This is a genomic window from Azotobacter salinestris, from assembly GCF_009363155.1.
Lineage (GTDB): Bacteria > Pseudomonadota > Gammaproteobacteria > Pseudomonadales > Pseudomonadaceae > Azotobacter > Azotobacter salinestris.
In genome coordinates this window covers 3,062,954-3,086,933 of record NZ_CP045302.1, presented here as the reverse complement: position 1 = coordinate 3,086,933, position 23,980 = coordinate 3,062,954, and the positions used below count along the sequence as shown (strand labels likewise).

The 23,980-nt window shown below is 64.7% G+C and carries 19 protein-coding genes; 5 read left to right on the top strand and 14 right to left on the bottom strand.

The annotated features are described in order from the left end of the window. Nucleotides 1-162: 162 nt before the first annotated feature. Nucleotides 163-1,320: a polyamine ABC transporter substrate-binding protein gene (locus GCU53_RS14235; RefSeq protein ID WP_167520073.1), complete on the bottom strand. Its 1,158-nt coding sequence runs from the start codon at nucleotides 1,318-1,320 to the stop codon at nucleotides 163-165. Between the two features lie 551 nt (nucleotides 1,321-1,871). Here GCU53_RS14235 and GCU53_RS14230 point away from each other — a divergent pair. After that, complete coding sequence (locus GCU53_RS14230; protein WP_152385958.1) at nucleotides 1,872-2,852, top strand: IS5 family transposase; 981 nt, start codon at nucleotides 1,872-1,874, stop codon at nucleotides 2,850-2,852. A 438-nt stretch (nucleotides 2,853-3,290) separates the two neighbouring features. On the opposite strand, the gene GCU53_RS14225 is transcribed toward GCU53_RS14230, so the two are convergent. From GCU53_RS14225 to GCU53_RS14195, 7 genes are all read right to left on the bottom strand, one after another. Further along, nucleotides 3,291-3,728 (bottom strand): hypothetical protein, encoded by a 438-nt coding sequence (locus GCU53_RS14225; protein WP_152388195.1) that lies wholly within the window; start codon nucleotides 3,726-3,728, stop codon nucleotides 3,291-3,293. A 557-nt stretch (nucleotides 3,729-4,285) separates the two neighbouring features. Next, entirely contained in the window at nucleotides 4,286-5,383 is a 1,098-nt protein-coding gene (locus tag GCU53_RS14220) for an IS630 family transposase (protein ID WP_152387280.1), read from the bottom strand. An 87-nt stretch (nucleotides 5,384-5,470) separates the two neighbouring features. Continuing rightward, on the bottom strand, nucleotides 5,471-6,568 hold the full coding sequence (locus GCU53_RS14215; protein WP_152386219.1) for an IS630 family transposase: 1,098 nt from the start codon (nucleotides 6,566-6,568) through the stop codon (nucleotides 5,471-5,473). 531 nt (nucleotides 6,569-7,099) lie between these two features. Further along, nucleotides 7,100-7,342, bottom strand: a complete 243-nt coding sequence (locus GCU53_RS14210) for a DUF6429 family protein (protein WP_152388194.1) — start codon at nucleotides 7,340-7,342, stop codon at nucleotides 7,100-7,102. A gap of 140 nt (nucleotides 7,343-7,482) precedes the next feature. Next, nucleotides 7,483-8,856, bottom strand: a complete 1,374-nt coding sequence (locus GCU53_RS14205; protein ID WP_152388193.1) for an aspartate aminotransferase family protein — start codon at nucleotides 8,854-8,856, stop codon at nucleotides 7,483-7,485. Nucleotides 8,857-8,926: 70 nt separating this feature from the next. Continuing rightward, the gene (locus tag GCU53_RS14200; protein ID WP_152388192.1) at nucleotides 8,927-10,288 is read right to left on the bottom strand and encodes a glutamine synthetase family protein; all 1,362 of its coding nucleotides are present in this window, start codon (nucleotides 10,286-10,288) and stop codon (nucleotides 8,927-8,929) included. A 34-nt stretch (nucleotides 10,289-10,322) separates the two neighbouring features. After that, nucleotides 10,323-11,075 carry a gamma-glutamyl-gamma-aminobutyrate hydrolase family protein gene (locus GCU53_RS14195; protein ID WP_152388191.1) on the bottom strand — a complete coding sequence of 251 codons (753 nt, stop codon included), beginning with the start codon at nucleotides 11,073-11,075 and terminating at the stop codon, nucleotides 10,323-10,325. Nucleotides 11,076-11,348: 273 nt separating this feature from the next. Between GCU53_RS14195 and GCU53_RS14190 the strand changes: the two genes are divergently transcribed. From GCU53_RS14190 to aguA, 3 genes are all read left to right on the top strand, one after another. Further along, nucleotides 11,349-12,725 carry a glutamine synthetase family protein gene (locus tag GCU53_RS14190; RefSeq protein WP_152388190.1) on the top strand — a complete coding sequence of 459 codons (1,377 nt, stop codon included), beginning with the start codon at nucleotides 11,349-11,351 and terminating at the stop codon, nucleotides 12,723-12,725. A gap of 104 nt (nucleotides 12,726-12,829) precedes the next feature. After that, nucleotides 12,830-13,708 carry an N-carbamoylputrescine amidase gene (gene aguB, locus GCU53_RS14185; RefSeq protein WP_152388189.1) on the top strand — a complete coding sequence of 293 codons (879 nt, stop codon included), beginning with the start codon at nucleotides 12,830-12,832 and terminating at the stop codon, nucleotides 13,706-13,708. 14 nt (nucleotides 13,709-13,722) lie between these two features. Then, nucleotides 13,723-14,829, top strand: a complete 1,107-nt coding sequence (gene aguA / locus GCU53_RS14180) for an agmatine deiminase (RefSeq protein WP_152388188.1) — start codon at nucleotides 13,723-13,725, stop codon at nucleotides 14,827-14,829. Nucleotides 14,830-14,837: 8 nt separating this feature from the next. On the opposite strand, the gene GCU53_RS14175 is transcribed toward aguA, so the two are convergent. From GCU53_RS14175 to GCU53_RS14160, 4 genes are all read right to left on the bottom strand, one after another. Continuing rightward, nucleotides 14,838-15,161 carry an ArsR/SmtB family transcription factor gene (locus GCU53_RS14175; protein ID WP_152388187.1) on the bottom strand — a complete coding sequence of 108 codons (324 nt, stop codon included), beginning with the start codon at nucleotides 15,159-15,161 and terminating at the stop codon, nucleotides 14,838-14,840. A 166-nt stretch (nucleotides 15,162-15,327) separates the two neighbouring features. After that, the gene (locus tag GCU53_RS14170; RefSeq protein ID WP_152388186.1) at nucleotides 15,328-16,596 is read right to left on the bottom strand and encodes an OprD family porin; all 1,269 of its coding nucleotides are present in this window, start codon (nucleotides 16,594-16,596) and stop codon (nucleotides 15,328-15,330) included. 257 nt (nucleotides 16,597-16,853) lie between these two features. Beyond that, on the bottom strand, nucleotides 16,854-17,840 hold the full coding sequence (locus GCU53_RS14165; protein WP_152388185.1) for a sensor domain-containing diguanylate cyclase: 987 nt from the start codon (nucleotides 17,838-17,840) through the stop codon (nucleotides 16,854-16,856). Between the two features lie 92 nt (nucleotides 17,841-17,932). Further along, a complete protein-coding gene (locus GCU53_RS14160) occupies nucleotides 17,933-19,123 on the bottom strand; it encodes a DesA family fatty acid desaturase (protein ID WP_152388184.1) in 1,191 nt (396 codons plus the stop codon). 145 nt (nucleotides 19,124-19,268) lie between these two features. On the opposite strand from GCU53_RS14160, the gene dibA reads away from it, so the two are divergent. After that, on the top strand, nucleotides 19,269-21,173 hold the full coding sequence (gene dibA / locus GCU53_RS14155; RefSeq protein WP_244306775.1) for a phosphodiesterase DibA: 1,905 nt from the start codon (nucleotides 19,269-19,271) through the stop codon (nucleotides 21,171-21,173). 60 nt (nucleotides 21,174-21,233) lie between these two features. Here dibA and GCU53_RS14150 read toward each other — a convergent pair whose 3' ends face one another. Both GCU53_RS14150 and gabD read right to left on the bottom strand, forming a co-directional pair. Continuing rightward, nucleotides 21,234-22,301 (bottom strand): FAD-dependent oxidoreductase, encoded by a 1,068-nt coding sequence (locus tag GCU53_RS14150; RefSeq protein WP_152388183.1) that lies wholly within the window; start codon nucleotides 22,299-22,301, stop codon nucleotides 21,234-21,236. Nucleotides 22,302-22,369: 68 nt separating this feature from the next. After that, nucleotides 22,370-23,821, bottom strand: a complete 1,452-nt coding sequence (gene gabD / locus GCU53_RS14145; RefSeq protein ID WP_152388182.1) for an NADP-dependent succinate-semialdehyde dehydrogenase — start codon at nucleotides 23,819-23,821, stop codon at nucleotides 22,370-22,372. Nucleotides 23,822-23,980: the final 159 nt, after the last annotated feature.

The window sequence follows — 23,980 nt, the reverse complement described above, 5'->3', positions numbered from 1 at the left end:
GGCGCCCGCCGGCCGGCAGGACACGCCCCATGCTATGCAGGCCGGCTGCGCCTGCCTGCCCGGGCCGGGCGGCCCGCTGCAGGAGACGCGGCCGGCCTGCGGCGCGACACGTCCGTTGTGAGCGCCGGGACCGGGCGGCGACCGCCGGTCCCGTCAGGACCCTCAGGTCCCCGACTTGATCCGGGTCCAGCTGCGGGTCATGGTGCGCTGGACGTCGGAAGCCAGGTCCGGGAAGGTGTAGAGCTTCTTCAGCACGTCCTGGCTCGGGTAGACGCCCGGATCGGTGCGGATCGCCTCGTCGACCAGCGGGGTGGCCGCGGCGTTGCCGTTGGGGAACTGCACCTCGTTGGTGATCTCGGCGATCACCGGCGGCTTCATCAGGTAATTGATGAAGGCGTGGGCCTGCTCGACGTTCTTCGCGTCGGCGGGAATGGCCAGCATGTCGAAGAAGCTGCCGGCGCCTTCCCTGGGAATGCTGTAGCCGATCTTCACGTTGTTGCCGGCTTCCTCGGCACGCGCCTTGGCCTGGTAGATGTCGCCGGAGTAGCCGATGGCCACGCAGGTGTCGCCGTTGGCCAGGTCGGAGATGTACTTGGAGGAATGGAAGTAGGCCACATGCGGGCGGATCTTCAGGAACAGCTCCTCGGCCTTCTTCAGCTCCTCGGGATTGCCGCTGTCGGGCGCGTAACCCAGGTAATGCAGGGCGGCGGGCAGCATCTCGGTCGGCGAGTCGAGGAAGGACACGCCGCAGGCCTTCAGCTTCTCGATGTTCTCCGGCTTGAACACCAGGTCCCAGGAGTCCACCGGCGCCTGGTCGCCGAGGGCGGCCTTGACCTTGTCGATGTTGTAGCCGATGCCAACGGTGCCCCACATGTAGGGCACCGCGTACTGGTTGCCCGGATCGCTCGGCTCCAGCGCCTTGAGCAGATCCTTGTCGAGGTTCTGCCAGTTCGGCAGCTTGCTCCGGTCCAGCTTCTGGAACACGCCGGCCTTGATCTGCTTGGCCAGGAAGGGGTTGGACGGCACCACCACGTCGTAGCCGGAGCTGCCGGCGAGCAGCTTGGCCTCCAGGACCTCGTTGCTGTCGAACACGTCATAGACGACCTTGACGCCGCTTTCCGCGGAGAAGCCTGCCAGGGTGTTCTCGCCGATGTAGTCCGACCAGTTGTAGACGTGCAGGGTCTGCGCGGCCGGCGCCGAGGCCGCGGGGGCTGCCGTGCCGGTGGCTTCCGCCTGCTTGCTCGCGTTCTCGTCGGGCTTGTCGCATGCGGCGAGCATGCCCAGGGAGAGCGCGAGAAGGGTCTTGCCAAAGTGTTTCATGCGTACCGCTCCTTTTGTCGTTGAGGTATCCGGACGGGGCGTGTGCCGGGACGCACGCTGCCGCCCTGCCCGGCCGGCTCGAGGTGGTGCAACGGCGCGCAGTCTGGCAAGGCTCGGGGCTGCTTTACAAGCACCACAAAGGGGGATATGTGGAACTTATATGTATCGCCGCGTAGCAGCGTCGGATTCGAGGGTTCGGCGGCGATTGGCAGAGCGGATAGCCCGCCGGGCGGCGGGCAGAGGCTGGATCGTGGTGTGTTCGGCAACGCAGAATTCGTGATGGGACATGGCAACACCTTGGCGAAACGGTCGGGTGTTGCACTCAGACTTTACCGCCGAGGATGCCGGCTCAGTGTTGCATGATTTTCGCGTGGGAGACGTAACCCTGGCCGTCAAAATAGACATGCAAGCTGTCGTAGTCGAAGCCAAAGCCGCTGCACATGCCAAGCACATATCTATATGAATTTTCCGTAGAGTTTCCGTCAGGGAAATCCTGAAAAAGACTTCCCGATTCTGGTGAAATACACCCGCTCCCTTGTCCGAGTTTCCCGATGAAGCAACTGTCCTTCGCCGATGCCGAATATGCCGGCAAGCGCAAGCAGACCCGCCGCGAGCGCTTCCTGCTCGAGATGGACCAGGTGGTGCCGTGGCAGGGGCTGATCGCCCTGATCGAGCCCTACTATCCCAAGGGCGAAGGCGGTCGGCCCGCCTACCCGCTGGCAGCCATGCTGCGCGTGCACCTGATGCAGAACTGGTTCGGCTACAGCGATCCGGCGATGGAGGAAGCGCTGTACGAAACCACTCTCCTGCGCCAGTTCGCCGGCCTGAGCCTGGAGCGCATCCCGGACGAAACGACCCTCCTCAACTTCCGTCGCCTGCTGGAGAAGCACGAACTGGCCGGGGGAATACTGGAGGTGATCAACGGCTATCTGGGCGAGCGCGGACTGTCGCTGCGCCAGGGCACCATTGTCGACGCCACCCTGATCCATGCGCCGAGCTCGACGAAGAACAAGGACGGCAAGCGCGACCCGGAAATGCACTCGACGAAGAAGGGCAACCAGTACTACTTCGGCGCAAAAGCTCACATTGGTGCCGACGCTGAGTCGGGTCTGGTGCACAGCGTGGTGGTCACGGCAGCCAACGTGGCAGATGTCACCCAAGTCGACCAACTGCTGCATGGCGAGGAAAACGTAGTGAGTGCCGATGCGGGCTATACCGGCGTAGAGAAGCGCCCCGAGCATGAAGGTCGGCAGGTCATCTGGCAGGTCGCGGCCCGGCGCAGTACCTACAAGAAGCATGGCAAGCGTAGCGCCTTATACAAAGCGATCCGCAAGATCGAGAAGGCCAAGGCCCAGGTACGAGCCAAGGTCGAACATCCGTTCCGCGTGATCAAGCGCCAGTTTGGCTACACCAAGGTGCGCTTCCGGGGATTGGCCAAAAACACGTCACAGTTGGTGACGCTGTTCGCCTTGTCGAATCTGTGGATGGCGCGCCGATATTTACTGGCGAATGCAGGAGAGGTGCGCCTGTAATGCGGGAAACGGTTGCTGCGACGTGCTCGCGGCAGCTAAAAAACGCAGAAACGAGCGGGTGATCTGATCGTTTTTGATCGATTCTCCGCTTTCAAAGTCGGCGGGGGGCTGAAGTCAGCCAGAAATACATGACTACTTCAGACCATCCTCAGGGCTTCCCAAGAGCGAAACCACATCTTCCCTGGTTGTTTTGCTTGATAGAAGTTTATCTACAATATCCTTTGCCATCCCACCGCGATAACAAGTGGCATCCTGTTCATTCGTTGTTTTTTGTGCCATGCCTGCCTGTCAAAGCTATCTGCTCCAAACACCCCGGAACTCATGTACCAGAAAGCCAATACGCATAACGCCAAGAAAGTACCGAGAGCCGTGCCGATAAAGATGAAAAACCATTTCACTATTTTGGATACTTGCACCATTACAGTGACCTCTAACGTTTTAATTGATCGGCGTGCTGCTTGCCGGCGCATCCGGATTGAGTGGTGAGTTAGCGGAGAAAGACCATGCAGGCCAAACAAAAACAGAAAAAGCGGCTACTTCAATGGCAAGAGCGGAACCAATTACCGGCGCGATACTACCTTGAAGAGTAACGATCAAGGTTAAGGCCATGGCTAGAATCGAGGCCGCCATTAGTACACCTGCGACCAAGCGAACGAATGGCCTGCGGGGTCCAGAAACCAGCGCGGGCAACCCCACGAAGGCAGGGCCAGCCCCCAAAAGCAGGCCAATCAGCAATGGTTCTGCGAGGAGTCTGGCGAGCGAGTCAACTTCCTCCAGCTCGCCCATGGAAGCAGCCATTCCGAACATGAGGAGCGGGGGCGCAATGACCAGTCCAAGCCCGAGTACCAGTGTTGCGATGCGGAGTAAAATGTTCATTTGCACTAACCGGCGAGCAAAAGCGCAGCTTTTGCGTTAAGATTCCAATTTTTGCCTTTTTGATAAATATAGAAGATGAGCTGTGGCAATAATGGGGCCGAGAAAAATGAAAAACATGATTGCAGAGCCCTTAATAGTAGATAGACCTATAGCGCAGACGGTTAAGCCTGTTGTGATGCCAAACCATTGAATTGGATGTTCAGGCCAATTTTTCTTGCCAAGCGTATGCCATGCCAAATTGGCTAATGAAATTGAGCCCCATACACCACAGAGGATCATTGCCGCCCCCGTGCGCCAATCACCAGTTCCTGACGCGGGCCCCATTAAGAGAACAGGCAAGTAAAGAGTCCCCAGTGTGAGAAGGGAAACTGCCGGCCCGCACAGGATGATGAGCTCTATGGCTAATATGATGCAATTTGACATGGCATCCTATTAATCCGGCAATACAATAGGGCACTTTCTGTATTTTGGTTTCTCCTTGAAAATCAAGGATATATGCCGATACTGGTATGAGCCTTATTTGTGCTTTCGTATTGCCGGATTAATAGTGTGGTGAATCACAAGTTCGCTTCATTATTTCTTTGCAAGGCTCGAGCAGCCCTGCCGACAGAGGCCAAGATTTCACCTGCTCCCTTACGCCAGCGGAAGGGCCTTGGATTCTGGTTGTAGGTCGCCAGGTAATACTCGATGGACTGCTCGAGATCCTTCACGCGGGTATGGGCCTGGCGCTTTATCCACTTCTGGGTGAGCATCGAGAAAAAGCGCTCCACCAGATTCAGCCATGACGCGGACGTCGGGGTGAAATGCACGTGATAACGCGGGTGCGCGACAAGCCAGGCGCGCACCTTGTCGGTCTTGTGCACGGCATAGTTATCCATGATCAGGTGGATGGCCTTGTCGCTCTCGACCGTTTCCTCGATGGCCCTGAGAAACTCCAGGAATTCTGCGCTGCGGTGACGGCGCTTGAGGCGTCCGATCACCTCGCCGGTGGCCACATCCAGGGCGGCAAACAAGGACGTCGTGCCATGGCGCTGATAATCATGGGTACGGGTCGCCGGATACCCAGGCTCCAGCGGCAGCCCCGGCTGTGTTCGATTGAGCGCCTGGATCTGGCTTTTCTCATCGACGCACAGTACCAGCGCCTTATCCGGCGGATTCAGGTAGAGCCCTACGATATCCTGCACCTTGTCGACAAAGGCGGGATCGGTGGACAGCTTGAAGGTGTGCTCCAGGTGAGGCTTGAGCCCGAAGGCTCGCCAGATACGCTGTACGCTCGCCGGTGAAATATGGGTGGCCTTGCTCATCCGGCGCGAGCTCCAATGACTGGCATCGTCGGGCCGGGTCTGCCGCACCCGGTCGACCACTTCCTGGACCTTTTCATCGCTGATGCTGCGTGGGCGGCCTGAGCGCGGCTCGTCATTGAGGCCTTGCAGGCCCAAACGGGCGAAGCGAAGGCGCCACCTCGAAACGGTTTGCGCCGTAATGCCGAGCCGTCGAGCAATGGAAGAGCCGGACTCGCCTCGAGCGCAGGACAGAATGATCTCGGCGCGCAGCTGCATATCGGCAGGCCCCTTGTGCCTGGCTCGGCGGCGGGTGAGTTCGGCATGCTCGTGTTCGGTCAGTTCGATCCGAACGGCTGGGCGGCCTGTTTTCATCGCATGCCCTCCGAAAAAACTCTGCCAGCTCCGCGGTAGACAAGACTTATCCTGAGTAGTTGTGATTCACCACACTAGTGTGGTGAATCACAAGTTCGCTTCATTATTTCTTTGCAAGGCTCGAGCAGCCCTGCCGACAGAGGCCAGGATTTCACCTGCTCCCTTACGCCAGCGGAAGGGCCTTGGATTCTGGTTGTAGGTCGCCAGGTAATACTCGATGGACTGCTCGAGATCCTTCACGCTGGTATGGGCCTGGCGCTTTATCCACTTCTGGGTGAGCATCGAGAAAAAGCGCTCCACCAGATTCAGCCATGACGCAGACGTCGGGGTGAAATGCACGTGATAACGCGGGTGTGCGACAAGCCAGGCACGCACCTTGTCGGTCTTGTGCACGGCATAGTTATCCATGATCAGGTGTATGGCCTTGTCGCTCTCGACCGTTTCCTCGATGGCCCTGAGAAACTCCAGGAATTCTGCGCTGCGGTGACGGCGCTTGAGACGTCCGATCACCTCGCCGGTGGCCACATCCAGGGCGGCAAACAAGGACGTCGTGCCATGGCGCTGATAATCATGGGTACGGGTCGCCGGATACCCAGGCTCCAGCGGCAGCCCCGGCTGTGTTCGATTGAGCGCCTGGATCTGGCTTTTCTCATCGACGCACAGTACCAGCGCCTTATCCGGCGGATTCAGGTAGAGCCCTACGATATCCTGCACCTTGTCGACAAAGGCAGGATCGGTGGACAGCTTGAAGGTGTGCTCCAGGTGAGGCTTGAGCCCGAAGGCTCGCCAGATACGCTGTACGCTCGCCGGTGAAATATGGGTGGCCTTGCTCATCCGGCGCGAGCTCCAATGGCTGGCATCGTCGGGCCGGGTCTGCCGCACCCGGTCGACCACTTCCTGGACCTTTTCATCACTGATGCTGCGTGGGCGGCCTGAGCGCGGCTCGTCATTGAGGCCTTGCAGGCCCAAACGGGCGAAGCGAAGGCGCCACCTCGAAACGGTTTGCGCCGTAATGCCGAGCCGTCGAGCAATGGAAGAGCCGGACTCGCCTCGAGCGCAGGACAGAATGATCTCGGCGCGCAGCTGCATATCGGCAGGCCCCTTGTGCCTGGCTCGGCGGCGGGTGAGTTCGGCATGCTCGTGTTCGGTCAGTTCGATCCGAACGGCTGGGCGGCCTGTTTTCATCGCATGCCCTCCGAAAAAACTCTGCCAGCTCCGCGGTAGACAAGACTTATCCTGAGTAGTTGTGATTCACCACACTAGACACCAACTGGTGCATAACTGCCTGGACGGGCATGGTGTATAACATTCCTTGTCATTCTCGCTCTCCCTGTCCAGACTGCGGGCTTCGTGGTCATGATGACCGTTTTGAAGAGTTATACGACATGGAGGGCAAGCCCAGGCTACTCGATCAGATGCGTGACCGAATTCGCGTCAAACACTACTCTACCCACACCGAACAGGTCTATTGCGACTGGGTGAAGTAGCTCACACAGTTTCACCGGTATCGACACTTGGTGGAAATGGTGCTGCACAGGTGGAAGCCTTCCTGACCGATCTGGCGATGCGGCGCAAGGTATCGGCATCCATGTGGCACGTAGAGCGGCTGCAACTCGCCGACTCCAATGCGCCCCCACGCCACGTCCGGCGGGTTTCTCCCGCCCTACAAGGCCGAATCAAACCGAGCCGCGAAGCGGGTTCGACCTGCATGAAAAATTAGCCAGTATCTGCAGAGGAACTACCGAATAGACGCTCTGCGATCTTTCGGCCCCGTTCGATGCCCTCTGGAGTGAGCCATACCGACTTGGACTTGCCTTTTGGATCGCTGATGAATCCTTGTGAATGCAAGCTATCCATCACGTCAAAGTCGAAGCCCTTCCATACCCGGCCCTCGTCAAAACTGAAAACGGCCAGGAGAGCCAGAACGGCATCTTCAATGCGAGCTTGATCGTAATCCATATTCACAACTCCAATAATAATCTTCCCTCTCGATGCGCCGCCCAACCACTGTTCGCTACCCAATAGCAGGTAGGGCGGGTGCAACCCGCCGGGCATGGCGCGAAACCACGCCGAAATCGGCGGGTTTCACCCGCCCTATCTCAACCCGGTATTTCCCCCGCAGTCAGGTCCAGGCAGAGCCGCGCCTTGGCGATCAACTCGTCGATCTCCGCCTCTGAAATCACCAGGGGCGGGGCGACGATCATGGTGTCGCCGACCGCACGCATCACCAGCCCGTTGGCGAAGCAGTGCTCGCGGCAGCGCAGGCCGGCCGCCAGTTCGGCGGGGAAGCGCTCGCGGGTCCGCTTGTCCTTGACCAGCTCCAGCGCGGCGAGCATGCCGACGCCGCGGACCTCGCCGACCAGCGGATGCTCGGCCAGCTCCCGCCAGCGTTTTTGCAGGTAGGGCGCGGTGCGTGTCCTGACCCGCTCGACGATACCCTCCTCGCGCAGCAGACGCAGGTTCTCCAGGGCCACCGCCGCCGCCACCGGGTGCCCGGAATAGGTGAAGCCGTGGTAGAACTCGCCGCCCTCCTCGAGCACCTCGACGATCCGGTCGCGCACCACCACCCCGCCCATCGGCAGGTAGCCGGAGGTCAGGCCCTTGGCGATCATCATCAGGTCCGGCTGCAGCCCGTAGTACTGGCTGCCGAACCACTCGCCGGTGCGGCCGAAGCCGCAGATCACCTCGTCGGCGGCGAACAGGATGTCGTACTTGTCGAGGATCTCGCGGATGCGCGGCCAGTAGCTGTCCGGCGGGATGATCACCCCGCCGGCACCCTGGATCGGCTCGGCGATGAAGGCGGCGACCCGCTCCTCGCCGATCGCCAGAATCCTGCGCTCGAGCTGGTCGGCGACGCGGATGCCGAACTCCTCCGGGTCGAGGTCGCCGCCCTCGCCGAACCAGTAGGGCTGGTCGATGTGCTCGATGCCGGGGATCGGCAGGTCGCCCTGGCCGTGCATGGCCTTCATGCCGCCCAGGCTGACGCCGGCGACGGTGGAGCCGTGGTAGCCGTTCCAGCGGCCGATGATGACGTTCTTCTGCGGCTGTCCCCTGATCGCCCAGTAGTGGCGCACCAGGCGCAGCACGGTGTCGTTGGCCTCCGAGCCGGAGCCGGTGAAGAACACGTGGTGCATGCCCGGCGGCGCCAGCTCGGCGATCGCCCGGGCCAGCTCCACGGCCGGCGGGTGGGCGGTCTGGAAGAACAGGTTGTAGTAGGGCAGCTCGCGCATCTGCCGGCTGGCCGCCTCGACCAGTTCCTCGCGGCCGTAGCCGATGTTGACGCACCAGAGCCCGGCCATGCCGTCGAGGATCCGGTTGCCTTCGCTATCCCACAGGTAGACCCCGGAGGCGCGAGTGATGATCCGCGGACCGCGGGCCTTGAGCTGCTTGTAGTCGCTGAACGGCGGCAGGTGGTGGGCACGGCTGAGGTCCTGCCACTGCCGGGTTTGCGGATTGCCGGTGGAGTCTTTCATGGGAAGCCCTCCTCTACGACGGGGCACGGCCCACCGGGCCGGTGGGCGGGCCGGGGTAATGCCTGGCCGATCACACCGAGAGCAGCAGGAAGGCCCGCTCCCAGGAACTGATTACCCGCTTGAAGTTCTCGTGCTCGGCACGCTTCACCGCAATGTAGGCGGTGATGAAGCGCGGGCTCAGGTAGCGCTCCAGGGCACGGCAGTTCTCCATGCGCTCCAGCGCCGCCTCCAGGGTCAGCGGCAGGCGCAGGCTGCGCCGCTCGTAGCCGCGGCCCTGCACCGGGGCGCTCGGCTGCAACTGCTCGACCATGCCGATGTAGCCGCACAGGAGGCTTGCGGCGATGGCCAGGTAGGGATTGGCGTCGGCGCCCGGCAGGCGGTTCTCCACCCGCCGGTTGTGCGGCGCGGAGTCCGGCACGCGCAGGCCGACGGTGCGGTTCTCCTCGCCCCACTCGACGTTGACCGGCGCCGAGGTGCCGGGCAGGAAGCGGCGGAACGAGTTGACGTTGGGCGCGAACAGCGGCAGCAGCTCGGGGATGTACTTCTGCAGCCCGCCGATATGGTTGAGGAACAGCTCGCTCATGGAGCCGTCCGGGTTGGAGAAGATGTTCTGGCCATCGCGGTCGAGCACGCTCTGGTGCAGGTGCATGGCGCTGCCCGGCTCGCCGGTCATCGGCTTGGCCATGAAGGTGGCGGTGACGTTGTGCTTGAGCGCCGCCTCGCGCAGGGTGCGCTTGAACACGAAGATCTGGTCGGCCAGATGCAGCGCATCGCCGTGCCGGAAGTTGATCTCCATCTGCGCGGTGCCCTCCTCGTGGATCAGGGTGTCCAGATCCAGGCCCTGGGCCTCGCACCAGTCGTACATGTCCTCGAACAGCGGGTCGAACTCGTTGGCGGCATCGATGGAGAACGACTGGCGGCCGGTCTCCTGGCGGCCGGAGCGGCCCACTGGCGCTTGCAGCGGGTAGTCGGGGTCGTCGCTGCGCTGGGTCAGGTAGAACTCCATCTCCGGCGCGACGATCGGCTGCCAGCCACGCTCGGCGTACATCGCCAGCACCTTCTTGAGGATGTTGCGCGGCGACAGCTCGATGGGGTTGCCCCACTTGTCGCAGGTGTCGTGGATCACCAGGGCGGTGGGCTCGATGGCCCAGGGCACGAGGAATGCCGCGCTTTCGTCGGGGTGGCAGAACATGTCGATCTCGGCCGGGTCGAGCAGCCGGTAATAGATGTCCTCGTTCACGTAGTCGCCGGTCACGGTCTGCAGCAGCACGCTTTCCGGCAGGCGCATGCCCTTCTCGGCGATGAACTTGCTGGTCGGCGAAATCTTGCCGCGGGCGATGCCGGTCAGGTCGCTGATCAGGCACTCGACCTCGGTGATCTTGCGCTCCTTCAGCCAGAGGGTAAGACGGTCCAGCTTGCCACTGGCGTTCATGATGACACTCCTTGCGCTCGGGCCACGGGCCCCGCTAAAGGCGCTCCGCCCGACGCCGACAGGCGTCGCCGAAGGCCTGGAACAGGGCACGGGAATGGGGATTGGTGTGGAACTGCCATTCCGGATGCCACTGTACGCCGAGGGCGAAGGTCTTCGCGCCCTCGACGGAAAACGCCTCGATCAGCCCGTCCGGGGCCAGCCCCTCCATGCGCAGGCCGGGCGCCAGGCGCTCGATGCCCTGGCCATGCAGCGAGTTGACCTCGATCTGCCGGGGCAGACCGATCCCGTCGAGCAGCCCGCCGGGCTGCACGTGCAGCGCATGGCGCGGCCCGTACTGGATCTCCAGCGCCTCGTCCTCCACCTCGCGGTGATCGGCGTAGGGACCGGCCTCGTGGACCTTCTGGTGCAGGCTGCCGCCGAAGGCCACGTTCATTTCCTGGAAGCCCCGGCAGATGCCGAGCAGCGGCACGCCGGCGGCGACCGCGGCGCGGATCAGGGGCAGCGTGGTGCGGTCGCGGTCCGGATCGTGGTGGGTGCCCGGATCGCTGGCCGTCCCCTGGTAATGATGGGGTTCGACGTTCGAGGGCGAGCCGGTGAAGAGCAGGCCGTCGAGCCGCTCCAGCAGGGCTTCCTGGTCGATCAGCCCGCCGAGCGCGGGAATGATCAGCGGCAGGCCGCCAGCGCCCTCCGCCGCCGCCTGCAGGTACTTGTCGCCGGCAATATGGAAGGGATGCAGACCGATCTGGCGGGTGCAGGCGGTCACGCCGATCAGGGGCAGACGGGGCATGGCATCATCCTGGCTGTCGGGGAGTGGAATCGAGCTTAGTCTTGTTCATTTTTTTAGACAACAGCCCTCGAGGCGAAACGACGTACAGCGACCTTGCCAGCCGCGACCGGCCTCGCCTCCTCGCCGAGGAGCCGCTCGGAAGGGCCGTAAAATCGGCATGCAAGCCCCATTCCGAAGTGGCGGCAGCATGCCTTGACAGCACCATGGCTTTGGGATTGACTCAACATTGACGCAACGAATGATTGAAATTTTAAACAATCAAGGTGTTACATCATGTCGGTACCCCCGCGTGCCGTTCAGCTCAACGAAGCGAACGCGTTCCTCAAGGAACATCCCGAGGTGTTGTTCGTCGACCTGCTCATCGCCGACATGAACGGCGTGGTGCGCGGTAAACGCATCGAACGCACCAGCCTGCACAAGGTATATGAACAAGGCATCAACCTGCCCGCCTCGCTGTTCGCCCTGGACATCAACGGCACCACCGTCGAGAGCAGCGGCCTGGGCCTGGACATCGGCGACGCCGACCGCATCTGCTATCCGATTCCCGACACCCTGAGCAAGGAACCCTGGCAGAAGCGCCCCACCGCGCAGTTGCTGATGACCATGCACGAGCGCGACGGCGCGCCCTTCTTCGCCGACCCGCGGGAGGTGCTGCGCCAGGTGGTGGCCCGCTTCGAGGAGCTGGAGCTGACCGTCTGCGCCGCCTTCGAGCTGGAGTTCTACCTGATCGATCAGGAGAACGTGAACGGCCGGCCGCAGCCGCCGCGCTCGCCGATCTCCGGCAAGCGCCCGCAGTCGAGCCAGGTCTACCTGATCGACGACCTCGACGAGTACGTCGACTGCCTGCAGGACATCCTCGAGGGCGCCAAGGAGCAGGGCATCCCGGCCGACGCCATCGTCAAGGAGAATGCCCCGGCGCAGTTCGAGGTCAACATGCACCATGTCGCCGACGCGATCAGGGCCTGCGACTATGCCGTACTGCTCAAGCGGCTGATCAAGAACATCGCCTACGACCACGAGATGGACACCACCTTCATGGCCAAGCCCTACCCTGGCCAGGCCGGCAACGGACTGCATGTGCACATCTCGATCCTCGACAAGGACGGCAGGAACATCTTCGCCGGCGACGATCCCCGGCAGAGTGCCGCCCTGCGCCACGCGGTCGGCGGCGTACTGGAAACCATGCCGGCCTCGATGGCCTTCCTCTGCCCCAACGTCAATTCCTATCGCCGCTTCGGTGCCCAGTTCTACGTGCCCAATGCGCCCTGCTGGGGCCTGGACAACCGCACCGTGGCCCTGCGCGTGCCGACCGGCAGCGCGGATGCGGTGCGTATCGAGCAGCGCGTCGCCGGCGCCGATGCCAACCCCTATCTGGTGATGGCCGCACTGCTCGCCGGCGTACACCACGGGCTGACCGGCCAGATCGAGCCGGGCGAGCCGATCGCAGGCAACTCCTACGAGCAGGTCGAGCCCAGCCTGCCCAACAACCTGCGCGATGCCCTGCGCCGGCTGGACGAGGACGAGATTCTTTCCCGCTACATCAGCCCGGACTACATCGACGTCTTCGTCGCCTGCAAGGAGAGCGAGCTGGAGGAGTTCGAGCACTCGATCTCGGATCTGGAATACAACTGGTACCTGCACACGGTCTGAGCGGAGGGACGGCGGCCGAGCGACCGCGCCCCTTCGTCATTTGACCCCGGCATCATCCTCTGCCAGCTTGAGGGTTCACGCCCATCCGTTGCCATGAGGTCGTCATGTCCCGCATCGTCACCGTCGCCGCCACCCAGATGGCCTGCTCCTGGGATCGCGCCGCCAACATCGCCAATGCCGAACGGCTGGTGCGAGAGGCCGCGGCCAGGGGGGCGCAGGTCATCCTGCTCCAGGAGCTGTTCGAGACCCCCTATTTCTGCCAGAAGCCGAACCCGGACTACCTGCAGTTGGCCACCCCGGTCGAGGAAAACCCGGCCATCCGCCACTTCCAGAAAATCGCCGCCGAATTGTGTGTGGTGCTGCCGATCAGCTTCTATGAGCGGGCCGGGCGGGCGCGCTTCAACAGCATCGCCCTCCTCGACGCGGACGGGCGGATGCTCGGCCTCTACCGCAAGAGCCACATCCCGGACGGCCCCGGCTACCACGAGAAGTACTATTTCAACCCCGGCGACACCGGCTTCAAGGTCTGGCAGACCCGCTACGGCCGGATCGGCGTGGCCATCTGCTGGGACCAGTGGTTCCCGGAAAGCGCGCGCAGCATGGTCCTGAACGGCGCCGAGCTGCTGCTCTACCCCACCGCCATCGGCAGCGAACCCCACGACCCGAGCATCGTCTCGCGCGATCACTGGCAGCGCGTGCAGCAGGGCCACGCCGGCGCCAACCTGACCCCGCTGATCGCCAGCAACCGCATCGGCCGCGAGGTGCAGGAGGACTACCACATCGACTTCTATGGCTCGTCGTTCATCGCCGACCAGTTCGGCGCCAAGGTCGAGGAACTCGGCGAAACCGAGGAAGGCGTGCTGGTGCACAGCTTCGACCTCGACCGCCTGGAGCACATCCGCAGCGCCTGGGGGGTGTTCCGCGACCGCCGGCCCAACCTGTACGGCGCGATCAAGACCCTCGACGGCAGCCTGGAGTCCTGAGGATGGGTGAGCCGATGCGAACCCTGACCAGCACGCCGCGTGCCGACGGTTTCCGCATGCCCGCCGAGTGGGAAGCGCACAGCCAGACCTGGATGATCTGGCCGGAGCGCCCGGACAACTGGCGGCTCGGCGGCAAGCCGGCGCAGGCCGCCTTCGCCATGGTGGCCCGCGCCATCGCCCGCTTCGAGCCGGTGACTGTCGGCGTCTCCGCCGCCCAGTACGAGAACGCCTGCGCCCGCCTCGCCGGCGCCGACATCCGGGTGGTCGAGCTGGGCAGCGACGATGCCTGGGTGCGCGACACCGGACCGACCTTCGTGGTCGACGACGCCGACGAGGTGCGCGGCGTGGACTGGACCTTCAACGCCTGGGGCGGCTTCGCCGGCGGCCTGTACGCACCCTGGAACCGCGACGACCAGGTGGCGCGCAAGATCCTCGGCCTCGAACGCTGTGCCCGCTACCGCACCGAAGGCTTCGTGCTGGAGGGCGGCGCCATCCATGTCGATGGCGAAGGCACCCTGCTCACCACTGAGGAATGCCTGCTCAACCCGAACCGCAATCCGCACCTGTCGCGCGCGGAGATCGAGGCCGTGCTCGCCGAGCACCTGGCCATCGAGCGGGTGATCTGGCTGCCGCTGGGACTGTACAACGACGAGACCGACGGCCACGTCGACAACTTCTGCTGCTTCGTGCGCCCCGGCGAAGTGCTGCTTGCCTGGACCGACGATCCCCAGGACCCCAACCACCCGCGCTGCCGGGCGGCCCTGGAGTTGCTCGAACATGTCCGCGACGCCCGCGGCCGCACCCTGCGCGTGCACCGGATGCCGATTCCCGGCCCGCTGTACGCCAGCGAGGAGGAATGCGCCGGCGTCGATCTGGTCGCCGGCAGCCAGCCGCGCGATCCTTCGATCCGCCTGGCCGCCTCCTATGTGAATTTCCTGATCGTCAACCACGGCATCATCGCGCCGGCCTTCGACGACCCGCGCGACGCCGAGGCCGAGGCCCTCCTCCGGCAGCTGTTCCCCGGCCGCGAGGTGCTGATGCTGCCCGGCCGGGAGATTCTCCTCGGCGGCGGCAACATCCACTGCATCACCCAGCAGCAGCCGGCCGCACGACGGCGCTGAGCAGCCGCTCAGTGTCCATCGGCGCAGAACAGCCGGTAAAGCGTTTCGATCACCGCCAGGGCCTGCGGGCTGCTGATCCGGTAATGGATCTGCTTGCCGTCGCGGCGGGTTTCCACCAGCCCTTCGCGGCGCAGCACGCCAAGCTGTTGAGACAGGGTCGGCTGGCGGATGCCCAGCAGGGCCTCCAGCTCGCCGACGTTGCGTTCGCCGTGGGACAGCTGGCAGAGCAGCATGAGGCGATCCGGATTGGCCAGCACCTTGAGCAACTGCTCGGCCTGACCGGCAGATTCGCGCAGGCGCTGGATGTCGATGGCAGAAGTGGTTTCGGTCATGGGCAGGAAGCTCGGTTGCGCTGGGCATAAGCTATTTAGAGACAACAGCTTTTTCAACGCCCGGCGGCGCCGGGGACGAGCACGATGCGAGAATGCGGCGACTCCGGCCGCTCCCGCCCTGACGGATGGGAGCGTCGGGAGGAGGCGGCATGGCCGCCCCGGGGAGTTACATCAGCGGCAGGGTGTAGCTGACGATCAGACGATTTTCGTCGACGTCGCGGACGAAGTTGCTGCGCATGGTAGCGTTACGCCACTTCAGGCTCAGGTTCTTCAGCATGCCGCTCTGGAACACGTAGGCGATATCCGTATCACGTTCCCATTCCTTGCCGTCGGAGCCCGGGCCGCGGTCGACATGGTCGCCGGAAACGTAACGGGTCATGAAGGTCAGGCCCGGGATGCCGAGCGCCGCGAAGTCGTAGTCGTAGCGCAGCTGCCAGGAGCGCTCGTCGGCGTTGGCGAAATCGTTGACCTGGATGTAGTTGACCAGGAAGGGGTCGGTGCCGTTGATCTGCGCGAAACCGGTATCGCCCTGCATCTTCTGCAGGCCCAGGCCGAACTTGTGAGCGCCCATGGCGTAGGTGGTCAGCAGGCCGAAGGCATGGTTGTCGACATGGGCCTCACCATCGTCCGTGGAGCGGGCGTAGCGCAGGTCGGTCTTCAGCGAGTTCTTGCCGAGCGGCAGCACATGCACCAGGTTGAAGGCGTGCTGCTTGTAGAGGTCGTCCAGCTCGCCGTAGTAGTAGGTGGCGGTCAGAGCCTTGGTCACCTGGTAGGTGGCGCCGCCGTACATGAAGAAGTTCGCCTCGTTCTCGCCACCGGGCTTGATGGTGATGTTGCGCCGGTTGGCGCTGACCAGACCCATTTCCTCATTGTTGGTGGAGTTCCGGTAGTTGACCTGGTCCAGATAGCCGAAGTCCAGGGTCAATCCCTCGATCTCCTTGATCTGCAGGTTGCCACCCTGGAAGGTCTGCGGCAGCAGGCGGGTATCGTTGTAGACCAGTACCGGGTTCTTCGGCAGCAGGGTGCCGACCTTGAGCTCGCTCTTGGAGTAGCGGACCTTGCCGGTCACGCCCAGCTCGCTGTAGTCGTCCGGCGCCCGGTTGTTGTACCCGCCCGGCAGCAAGCCGGTTCCGGCCTCGCCCGGACTCGAATTCAGTTTCACGCCCACCAGACCGAGCACGTCGAGGCCGAAGCCGACCGGCCCTTCGGTGTAACCGGACTCGTACTTCAGGATGAATCCCTGTGCCCATTCATCCTGTTTGGACTGCTGATTGCGAGCAGCGCTGACCTCGTCGCGAAAATCCTTGTTCATGTAGAAGTTGCGCAGCTCCAGGCTGGCCTTGCTGTCCTTGAAAAACTCGGCAGCAGCCTGCTGGCTCACCGACAGGCCCAGAATACCGGCCGACACAGCCAGCGCCAGGGTGGCTTTTGTCATCTTGTTATTCTCCATTCTTATTTTCGAGTGGCACTGCAGCAGCATGGCCTGTGCTCCCCAGGACAGGTCATGTGCAGAGCCATTGAGCACCCTGCGACCGTCACGCAGGAGCCGCGCCAACGATAGCCGGGCCTGAAGATGGAGAATAGACAGGATATACGAAGCGGCTAGATACTTATTATTTATTGACTCTTGTCAGCCGAGCATGTATGGAAAATCCCTGCAGAAACATGCAGGAGAGGGCCCGCAGGCACAGGCTAGAGCCGGACGATGCGGTTCTTGCCCTGCCGCTTGGCCTGGTACATGGCCGCGTCGGCGCGCGCATAGAGCGCCCCCAGGTCGGCATCGTCGGCCTCCAGGCCGACCAGCCCCTGGCTGACGGTGATGCGGAAGGGCTCGCCGCCGGCCTCGAACAGCAGTTGCCCGATTCTCCGCTGCAGGCGCTCGGCGATCGGCAGGGCCTGCTCCGGACGGCAGTGGGGAAACAGTGCGGCAAACTCCTCGCCGCCGATGCGTCCGAACAGGTCGCCGCCGCGCAGCGTCGCGGCACAGCAGTCGGCCAGTCGCTGCAGCACCTGGTCGCCGACCTGATGACCACGGGTGTCGTTGATTCGCTTGAAGTCGTCGATGTCCAGCAGCAGAAAGGCCAGCGGCGTGCCGTACTGGCGTGCGAGCTGCAGTTCGCGCTGGGCGCACTCGAAGAAATGCCGGCGATTGCTGCTGCGGGTCAGCCCGTCGGTGCTGGCCAAGCGCTGCAGTTCGCCTTCCAGCTGCTTGCGCTCGGTGATGTCCTCGGCGAGGCCGACGATGATCCGCGCCTGTCCGTCCTCGTCCGGATCGCCGCAGTAGCATTTGTCGTTCAGCCAGCGCAGCTGGCCATCGCCGCGGATGATGCGGTACTCGCGCTGTTCGATGGCCCCCTTGTCGAGCACCTGGTCGAGGCTGCCCAGAACGTAGTCGCGGTCGCCCGGGTGCACGCACTCCAGCCAGCCGCTCAGGGCGTCGGGCAGCGACTTGGCCGGACGACCGAAGATCCGCTCGTAGGCCGGGCTGAGGTAGAGCATGCGCCGCGCCTGCCAGTCACAGGCCCAGAGCACTGCATTGACGCTGGCCAGCAAGTTGCCGAACAGCTGTTCGCGGGCCTTCAGGCGGCGCAACTCGGCCTGCGCCTGCCGCAGGGCCGATGCCTCTCCCCGTCCGGATGCCCGCCGCCTGCGGGTAATCGGTGCCCCCTTGAGGCTCATGCCATCCCACTCCCTCGACCTGAACGACAACCGCCGTCGCCCCACGGGCGACGGCTATCAGATCAGCGGCCGCCGACAAAGTTCGCGGCCTCTCAGGCAAGCGTCGCAGCGGGACGCAGCGAATAGGTCTTCAGGTGCTCGGCGAACTCGCGCAGGGACTGGATGCCACTGGCCTCGGCCTCGTGGATCCAGGTCCCGATCGCGGCGAGCAGCTCCTGACCGTTGGTGCTGGTCCGGCTCCAGATCTGCTGCAGCGCCAGGCGCTGCTCGTAGACCACCCGGAGCGTCTGGCTCTGCTTGAGGAGCGACTGGATGCGCACCTGCTGGCTTGCCTCGAGCAGGCTGGTCTCGCGCGCCAGCAGTCCCTTGGCCCTGTGGAACAGATGGCGCACCGACGCCTCGGCCAGGGCCTCCTCCATGCGCACCTGCGGGGCGATCACCCGGTTGCGGTAATGCGCCATGATCTGGAAGCGGTTGTTGAGGAGCGCCCTGGCGGTATCCATGTCCAGATGGCGCTTGCCTGCCACCCGGTGGGCGACCGGCGCGGTGCGCCTGACCTCGGCCAGCCCCAGCAGGACCAGCAGGCGAATCCAGGCCCAGCCCATGTCGAGCTCCCAGGCGCGGACCGAGAGCTTGGCCGAACCGGGATAGGTATGGTGGTTGTTGTGCAACTCCTCGCCACCGATCAGGATGCCCCAGGGCACCAGATTGGTGGCGGCGTCGCGGCATTCGAAATTGCGGTAGCCCACGGCATGGCCGAGCCCGTTGACCACGCCGGCGGCCCAGAACGGGATCCACATCATCTGCACGGCCCAGACGGTCAGGCCGAGCACGCCGAACAGCATCAGGTCGATCAGCAGCATGAGCGTCGCCCCGCCGTTGGGAAAGCGCGAGTAGACCTGCCGCTCGATCCAGTCGTCCGGACAGTTCTTGCCGTAGATGCGCAGCGTCTCGGCATTGCCCGCTTCCGCCTTGTACAGCTCGGCGCCCCGCCACAGGACGTTCGCCAGCCCCTTGTGCCGGGGGCTGTGCGGATCCTCCGGCGTCTCGCAGCGGGCATGGTGCTTGCGGTGGACGGCGGTCCACTCGCGGGTGTTCATGCCGGTGGTCAGCCACAGCCATAAACGAAAGAAGTGCTTCACAGCCGGATGTAGATCCAGCGCACGATGCGCCGAATAACGATGCAAATACACAGTGACGCTGACCACGGTCAAATGCGTGAGCAGCAAGGTCACTATGATGAGCTGCCAGGGCGGCAGATCGAGAAAACCGTCGTACCACATGCGTGTATGCCTCGGTAGTCGAACAGCGGCCCATATGAGCCTCGTTGTCAAGCGCACTCGGCTGGAAAACCCGCGCTTCTTTGGATAAGAAATGTTTCCACAGCACGATCATCCTATCCGGCAGTCATGGATCAGAGCCTTGCCGATGAAAAGGCGCCTCCCCCTGCTGCTCGCCTGCCTGGCCTACGTACTCCTCTCCCTCCTGTGGATCACCGCCAGCGACTGGCTGTTGATCTCCCTGCTCGAAGATAGCTCGGATCTGAACGCTTGGCAGACGCTCAGGGGCATCGTCTCCATTCTCTTCACCGCCCTGCTGTTCTACTTCATCGGCCGCCGCCAGCTCGCCGACCGCAGTGCCCATGCCGCCAGCCTGCGCCAGGCCTCCGCGGTGTTCGACAGCACCCTCGAAGGCGTGCTGGTCACCGATGCGAGCCAGCGGATCGTCTATGTCAACCGGGCCTTCACCCGGATCACCGGCTACGCCGAGGCCGAGGTGCTGGGGCGGATGCCCTCGCTCTTCAAGTCCGGTCGGCACGACGGGGAATTCTACCGGAAGATGTGGCACTCCCTGCGCCAGCGCGCCGAATGGAGCGGCGAGATCTGGAACCGCCGCAAGAGCGGCGAGCTGTATCCGCAGTGGCAGAGCATCCGCGCCATCCGCAACGAGGACGGTAGCATCAGCCACTATGTGGCGGTGTTCTCCGACCTGTCGATGATCAAGCGCTCCCAGGCCGAACTCGACTACCTGGCCCACTACGACCCGCTGACCGGCCTGCCGAACCGCCTGCTGTTCAAGGAGCGCATCCAGCACGCCCTGGAGCGGGCCCGCCTGGAGAAGGGTCAGGGCGCGGTCCTGCTGCTCGACCTCGATCACTTCAAGCACATCAACGAGAGTCTCGGCCACAAGCTCGGCGATCAGCTGCTCAAGAACATCAGTCAGCACCTGGTCTACCACGTGGTACGCCAGGGCATGACCTTCGCCCACCTGGGCGGCGACGAGTTCGGCCTGCTCTGCGAGAACTGCCCGCCGCAACAGGCCGCCACCCTGGCCACCACCCTCCTCGAGGCGCTGAACCAGCCCATCGACCTGGAGAACCACAAGCTGCTGATCGGCGCCAGCATCGGCATCAGCCTGTTCCCCGGCGACGCACAGAGCCTCGAGCAGGCAATGCGCAATGCCGACTCCGCCCTGCACAAGGCCAAGAGCGACGGACGCGCCACCTACGCCTTCTACAGCCAGGAGCTGACCACCTACGCCCGCCAGCGCGTCGAGCTGATCGCCGCCCTGCGCCATGCCCTCGAGCATGGCGAGCTGCGCGTCCACTACCAGCCGGTTCACGACCTGAGGAGCGGGCAGATGGTCAGCACCGAGGCGCTGGTGCGCTGGCAGCACCCCGAGCGCGGCCTGGTGCCGCCCGGCGAGTTCATCCCGGTCGCCGAGGAGAACGGCCTGATCGGCGCCATCGACCTCTGGGTGCTGGAACAGGCCTGCCGGCAGATGCGCAGCTGGCTGAAGGCCGGCCGCAGGCTCGAAGTCGTCGCAACGAACATCTCCACCCGCCTGTTCGGCCGCGGCCGGCTGGACCTGCAGGTCGCCGAGATTCTCGCCCGCACCGGCCTGGAGGCGCGTCATCTGGAGCTGGAGATCACCGAGAGCGCGGTGATGGACGACCCGGACAGCGCCCGCCGCCAGCTCCAGCGGCTGCGCGACCTGGGCGTGCGCCTGGCGATCGACGACTTCGGCACCGGCCATTCCTCGCTGCAGCGCCTGAAGAGCATGCCGGTGGACAAGCTGAAGATCGACCGCGGCTTCGTCGCCGGCCTGCCGTCCGACGGCAAGGACGTCGCCATCGCCCGCTCGGTGATCGTGCTCGCCCAGAGCCTGGGCCTGAGCGTGCTCGCCGAGGGCATCGAGCATCCCGAGCAGGCGGAATTCCTCGAGCGCAATCAGTGCCAGCTGGGCCAGGGCTATCTCTTCGGCCGGCCGCAGCCGGCGGAGGAGCTGTTCCGGACAGTGGCCGTGCAGCCGCAGAAGATCCTGGCCGACTGAGCCGGACGGCACGCGGGAACAAGGCTTCCTGGCGCCATCCCAGACACGTCTTCCCTCGCCTCAGCCACCCAGAGCATGGCGGCGCATGAAGCGCCGGTCCAGCCACTCCCGCCAGTAGCCGCAGAAGCGCCCGCCAGCGCTCCAGCCATGCCAGCCGAGCAGCGCCCCGCCATCGCCGGTGGCGAGCAGGAGCAGGCTCTGCCGCTGCGGCCGATAGTGGTGCAAGGCGCGGCCGGCCAGCACCGCGCGCAGGTTGTGACTGAGCACCGGCGCCTGGCGCAGGGCCTGGAAGGCGCTGCGCTGCACACCGGGCAGCGCGGCGCAGTCGCCGCTGGCGAAGATCTGCGGATGGGACAGGCTCTGCAGGGTCGCACCGACCTGCACAAAGCCATCCGCATCGCAGACCAGCCCGCTCTGCGCCAGCCAGGCGGGCGCCGCGGCGTCGCTGGCCAGCAGCAGGCGCGCGCCCTGCCAGACCGGTTCCCCGGCGCTGAGCAGGAGCTGCCCGTCGACCCTGCTGATCGGGCAGTACTCGCGCACCCACACGCCGTGCCGGCGCAGCGCGCCAAGGGCGCGCAGGCGCAGCCCCGCCGCGCTCCCCTCGAGCAGCGGCCCGGCGCAGAACAGCGACAGCCCCGGCACCTGTCCGGCCAGCGCCAGGGCCAGTTCGACCCCGGCCGGCCCGCCGCCGATGATCGCCACCGGCGTCGGCTCCTGCCGCCAGCGCTGCCAGCCCTCGAGGAAAGCGGCGAACGGCTTGACCGACAGCATCTCCATGCGCCCGTCCTGCTGCGGCGGTGCGAGCCGCCCGGCGCCGACGTTCAGCGACAGCCACTCGGCCCGCAGTAGCTGGCCATCGGCCAGTTGCAGCTCGCGGGTTTCGGCCTGCAGCCTGCGCACCTCGCCGATGATCAGCTCGACGCCCGCCGCCCGGCACAGCGGCTCCAATTCGATGCAGCAGTCCTGCGGCGCCTGGCGCCCGGCGAGCAGGCCCGGCAAGGCACCCGCATACCAGGCCTGCGGCACGGCATTGACCAATCCGAGACGCCCTTTCGGCCGGCGTCCCCGGGCCCAGCGCCGGAGCACGCCCAGATGGCTGTGTCCGGCCCCGATCAGCAGCAGATCGATAACTACCTCCCATCAACCCCATCGCCCATGACTCGCGGCGCCGCCCCGATGGCTGCGCCGCCGTGCGCTCAGATGCCGCCGAGGCAGAGATACTTGATCTCCAGATAATCCTCGATGCCGTACCTGGAGCCCTCGCGGCCCAGGCCCGAAGCCTTGACCCCGCCGAACGGCGCCACCTCGGTGGAAATCAGCCCGGTGTTGACGCCGACGATGCCGTACTCCAGCGACTCGGCCACGCGGAATACCCGGGAGAGGTCGCGGGCGTAGAAATAGGCGGCCAGGCCGAACTCGGTGGCGTTGGCCAGGGCGATCGCCTCGGCGTCGTCCCTGAAGCGGAACAGCGGCGCCAGCGGCCCGAAGGTTTCCTCGCGGGCGACCCGCGCATCGGCCGGCACCTCGGCGAGGATGGTCGGCTCGAAGAAGGTGCCGCCGAGCGCATGGGGCCGGCCGCCGGCGATCACCCGGGCGCCGCGGGAGACCGCATCGGCGATGTGCTCCTGCACCTTGTCCACCGCCTTGTCGTCGATCAGCGGGCCGATGGTCACGCCCTCCTCCAGGCCGTTGCCGACCTTCAGGCGCGCCACCGCGGCCTTGAGCTTCGCGGCGAAAGCGTCGTAGATGCCGTCCTGCACGTACAGGCGGTTGGCACAGACGCAGGTCTGTCCGGCATTGCGGTATTTCGAGGCCAGCGCGCCCTCCACCGCTGCATCCAGATCGGCATCGTCGAAGACGATGAAGGGTGCGTTGCCGCCCAGCTCCAGGGAAACCTTCTTGATGTCCTTGGCGCACTGGGCCATCAGTTGGCGGCCGATCTCGGTGGAGCCGGTGAAGGACAGCTTGCGCACCGTAGGATTGGCGGTCAGCTCGCCGCCGATCTCGGCAGCGCTGCCGGTGACCACGTTCAGCACCCCGGCCGGGATGCCCGCGCGCTCGGCCAGCTCGGCCAGCGCCAGCGCCGAGAAGGGCGTCTGCGAAGCCGGCTTGAGCACCAGGGTGCAGCCGGCGGCCAGCGCCGGCCCGGCCTTGCGGGTGATCATCGCCGCGGGAAAGTTCCACGGGGTAATCGCCGCGCAGACACCGATCGGCTGCTTGATCACCAGGATGCGCTTGTCCGCCTGGTGGCCGGGAATGGTGTCGCCATACACACGCTTGGCCTCCTCGGCGAACCATTCGAGGAAGGAGGCGGCGTAGGCGATTTCTCCGCGCGCCTCGGCCAGCGGCTTGCCCTGCTCCAGGGTCATCAGCCGGGCCAGATCGTCCTGATGCTCGAGCAGCAGCTCGAACCAGCGGCGCAGCTTGCCCGCACGCTCCTTGGCGGTCAGCGCGCGCCAGGCCGGCAGCGCCCGCTCGGCGGCCTCGATGGCGCGGCGGGTCTCGGCCGTGCCCATCTTCGGCACGCTGCCGAGGCTCTCGTTGCTGGCCGGATTGTTCACCGCGAGGGTCTGCCCGCTGTCGGCATCCAGCCAGCTACCCTCGATGTAAGCCTGTTGGCGGAACAGCCGGGCATCGTTCAATTGCATTGCGATCCACTCCTTCGTAATCGGTGGGAGCGACGGGCCGCCGGTGCGGCAGCCCGTCGCGCTGCGCTTTCTGCACGCCTGCGCCAGCCCCCCGGCTTGCGCTCGTCGCAGTTTGGCGGGGAGTATAGCCCCGCGCGGACGGCTCCCGGCCGTCCGCCA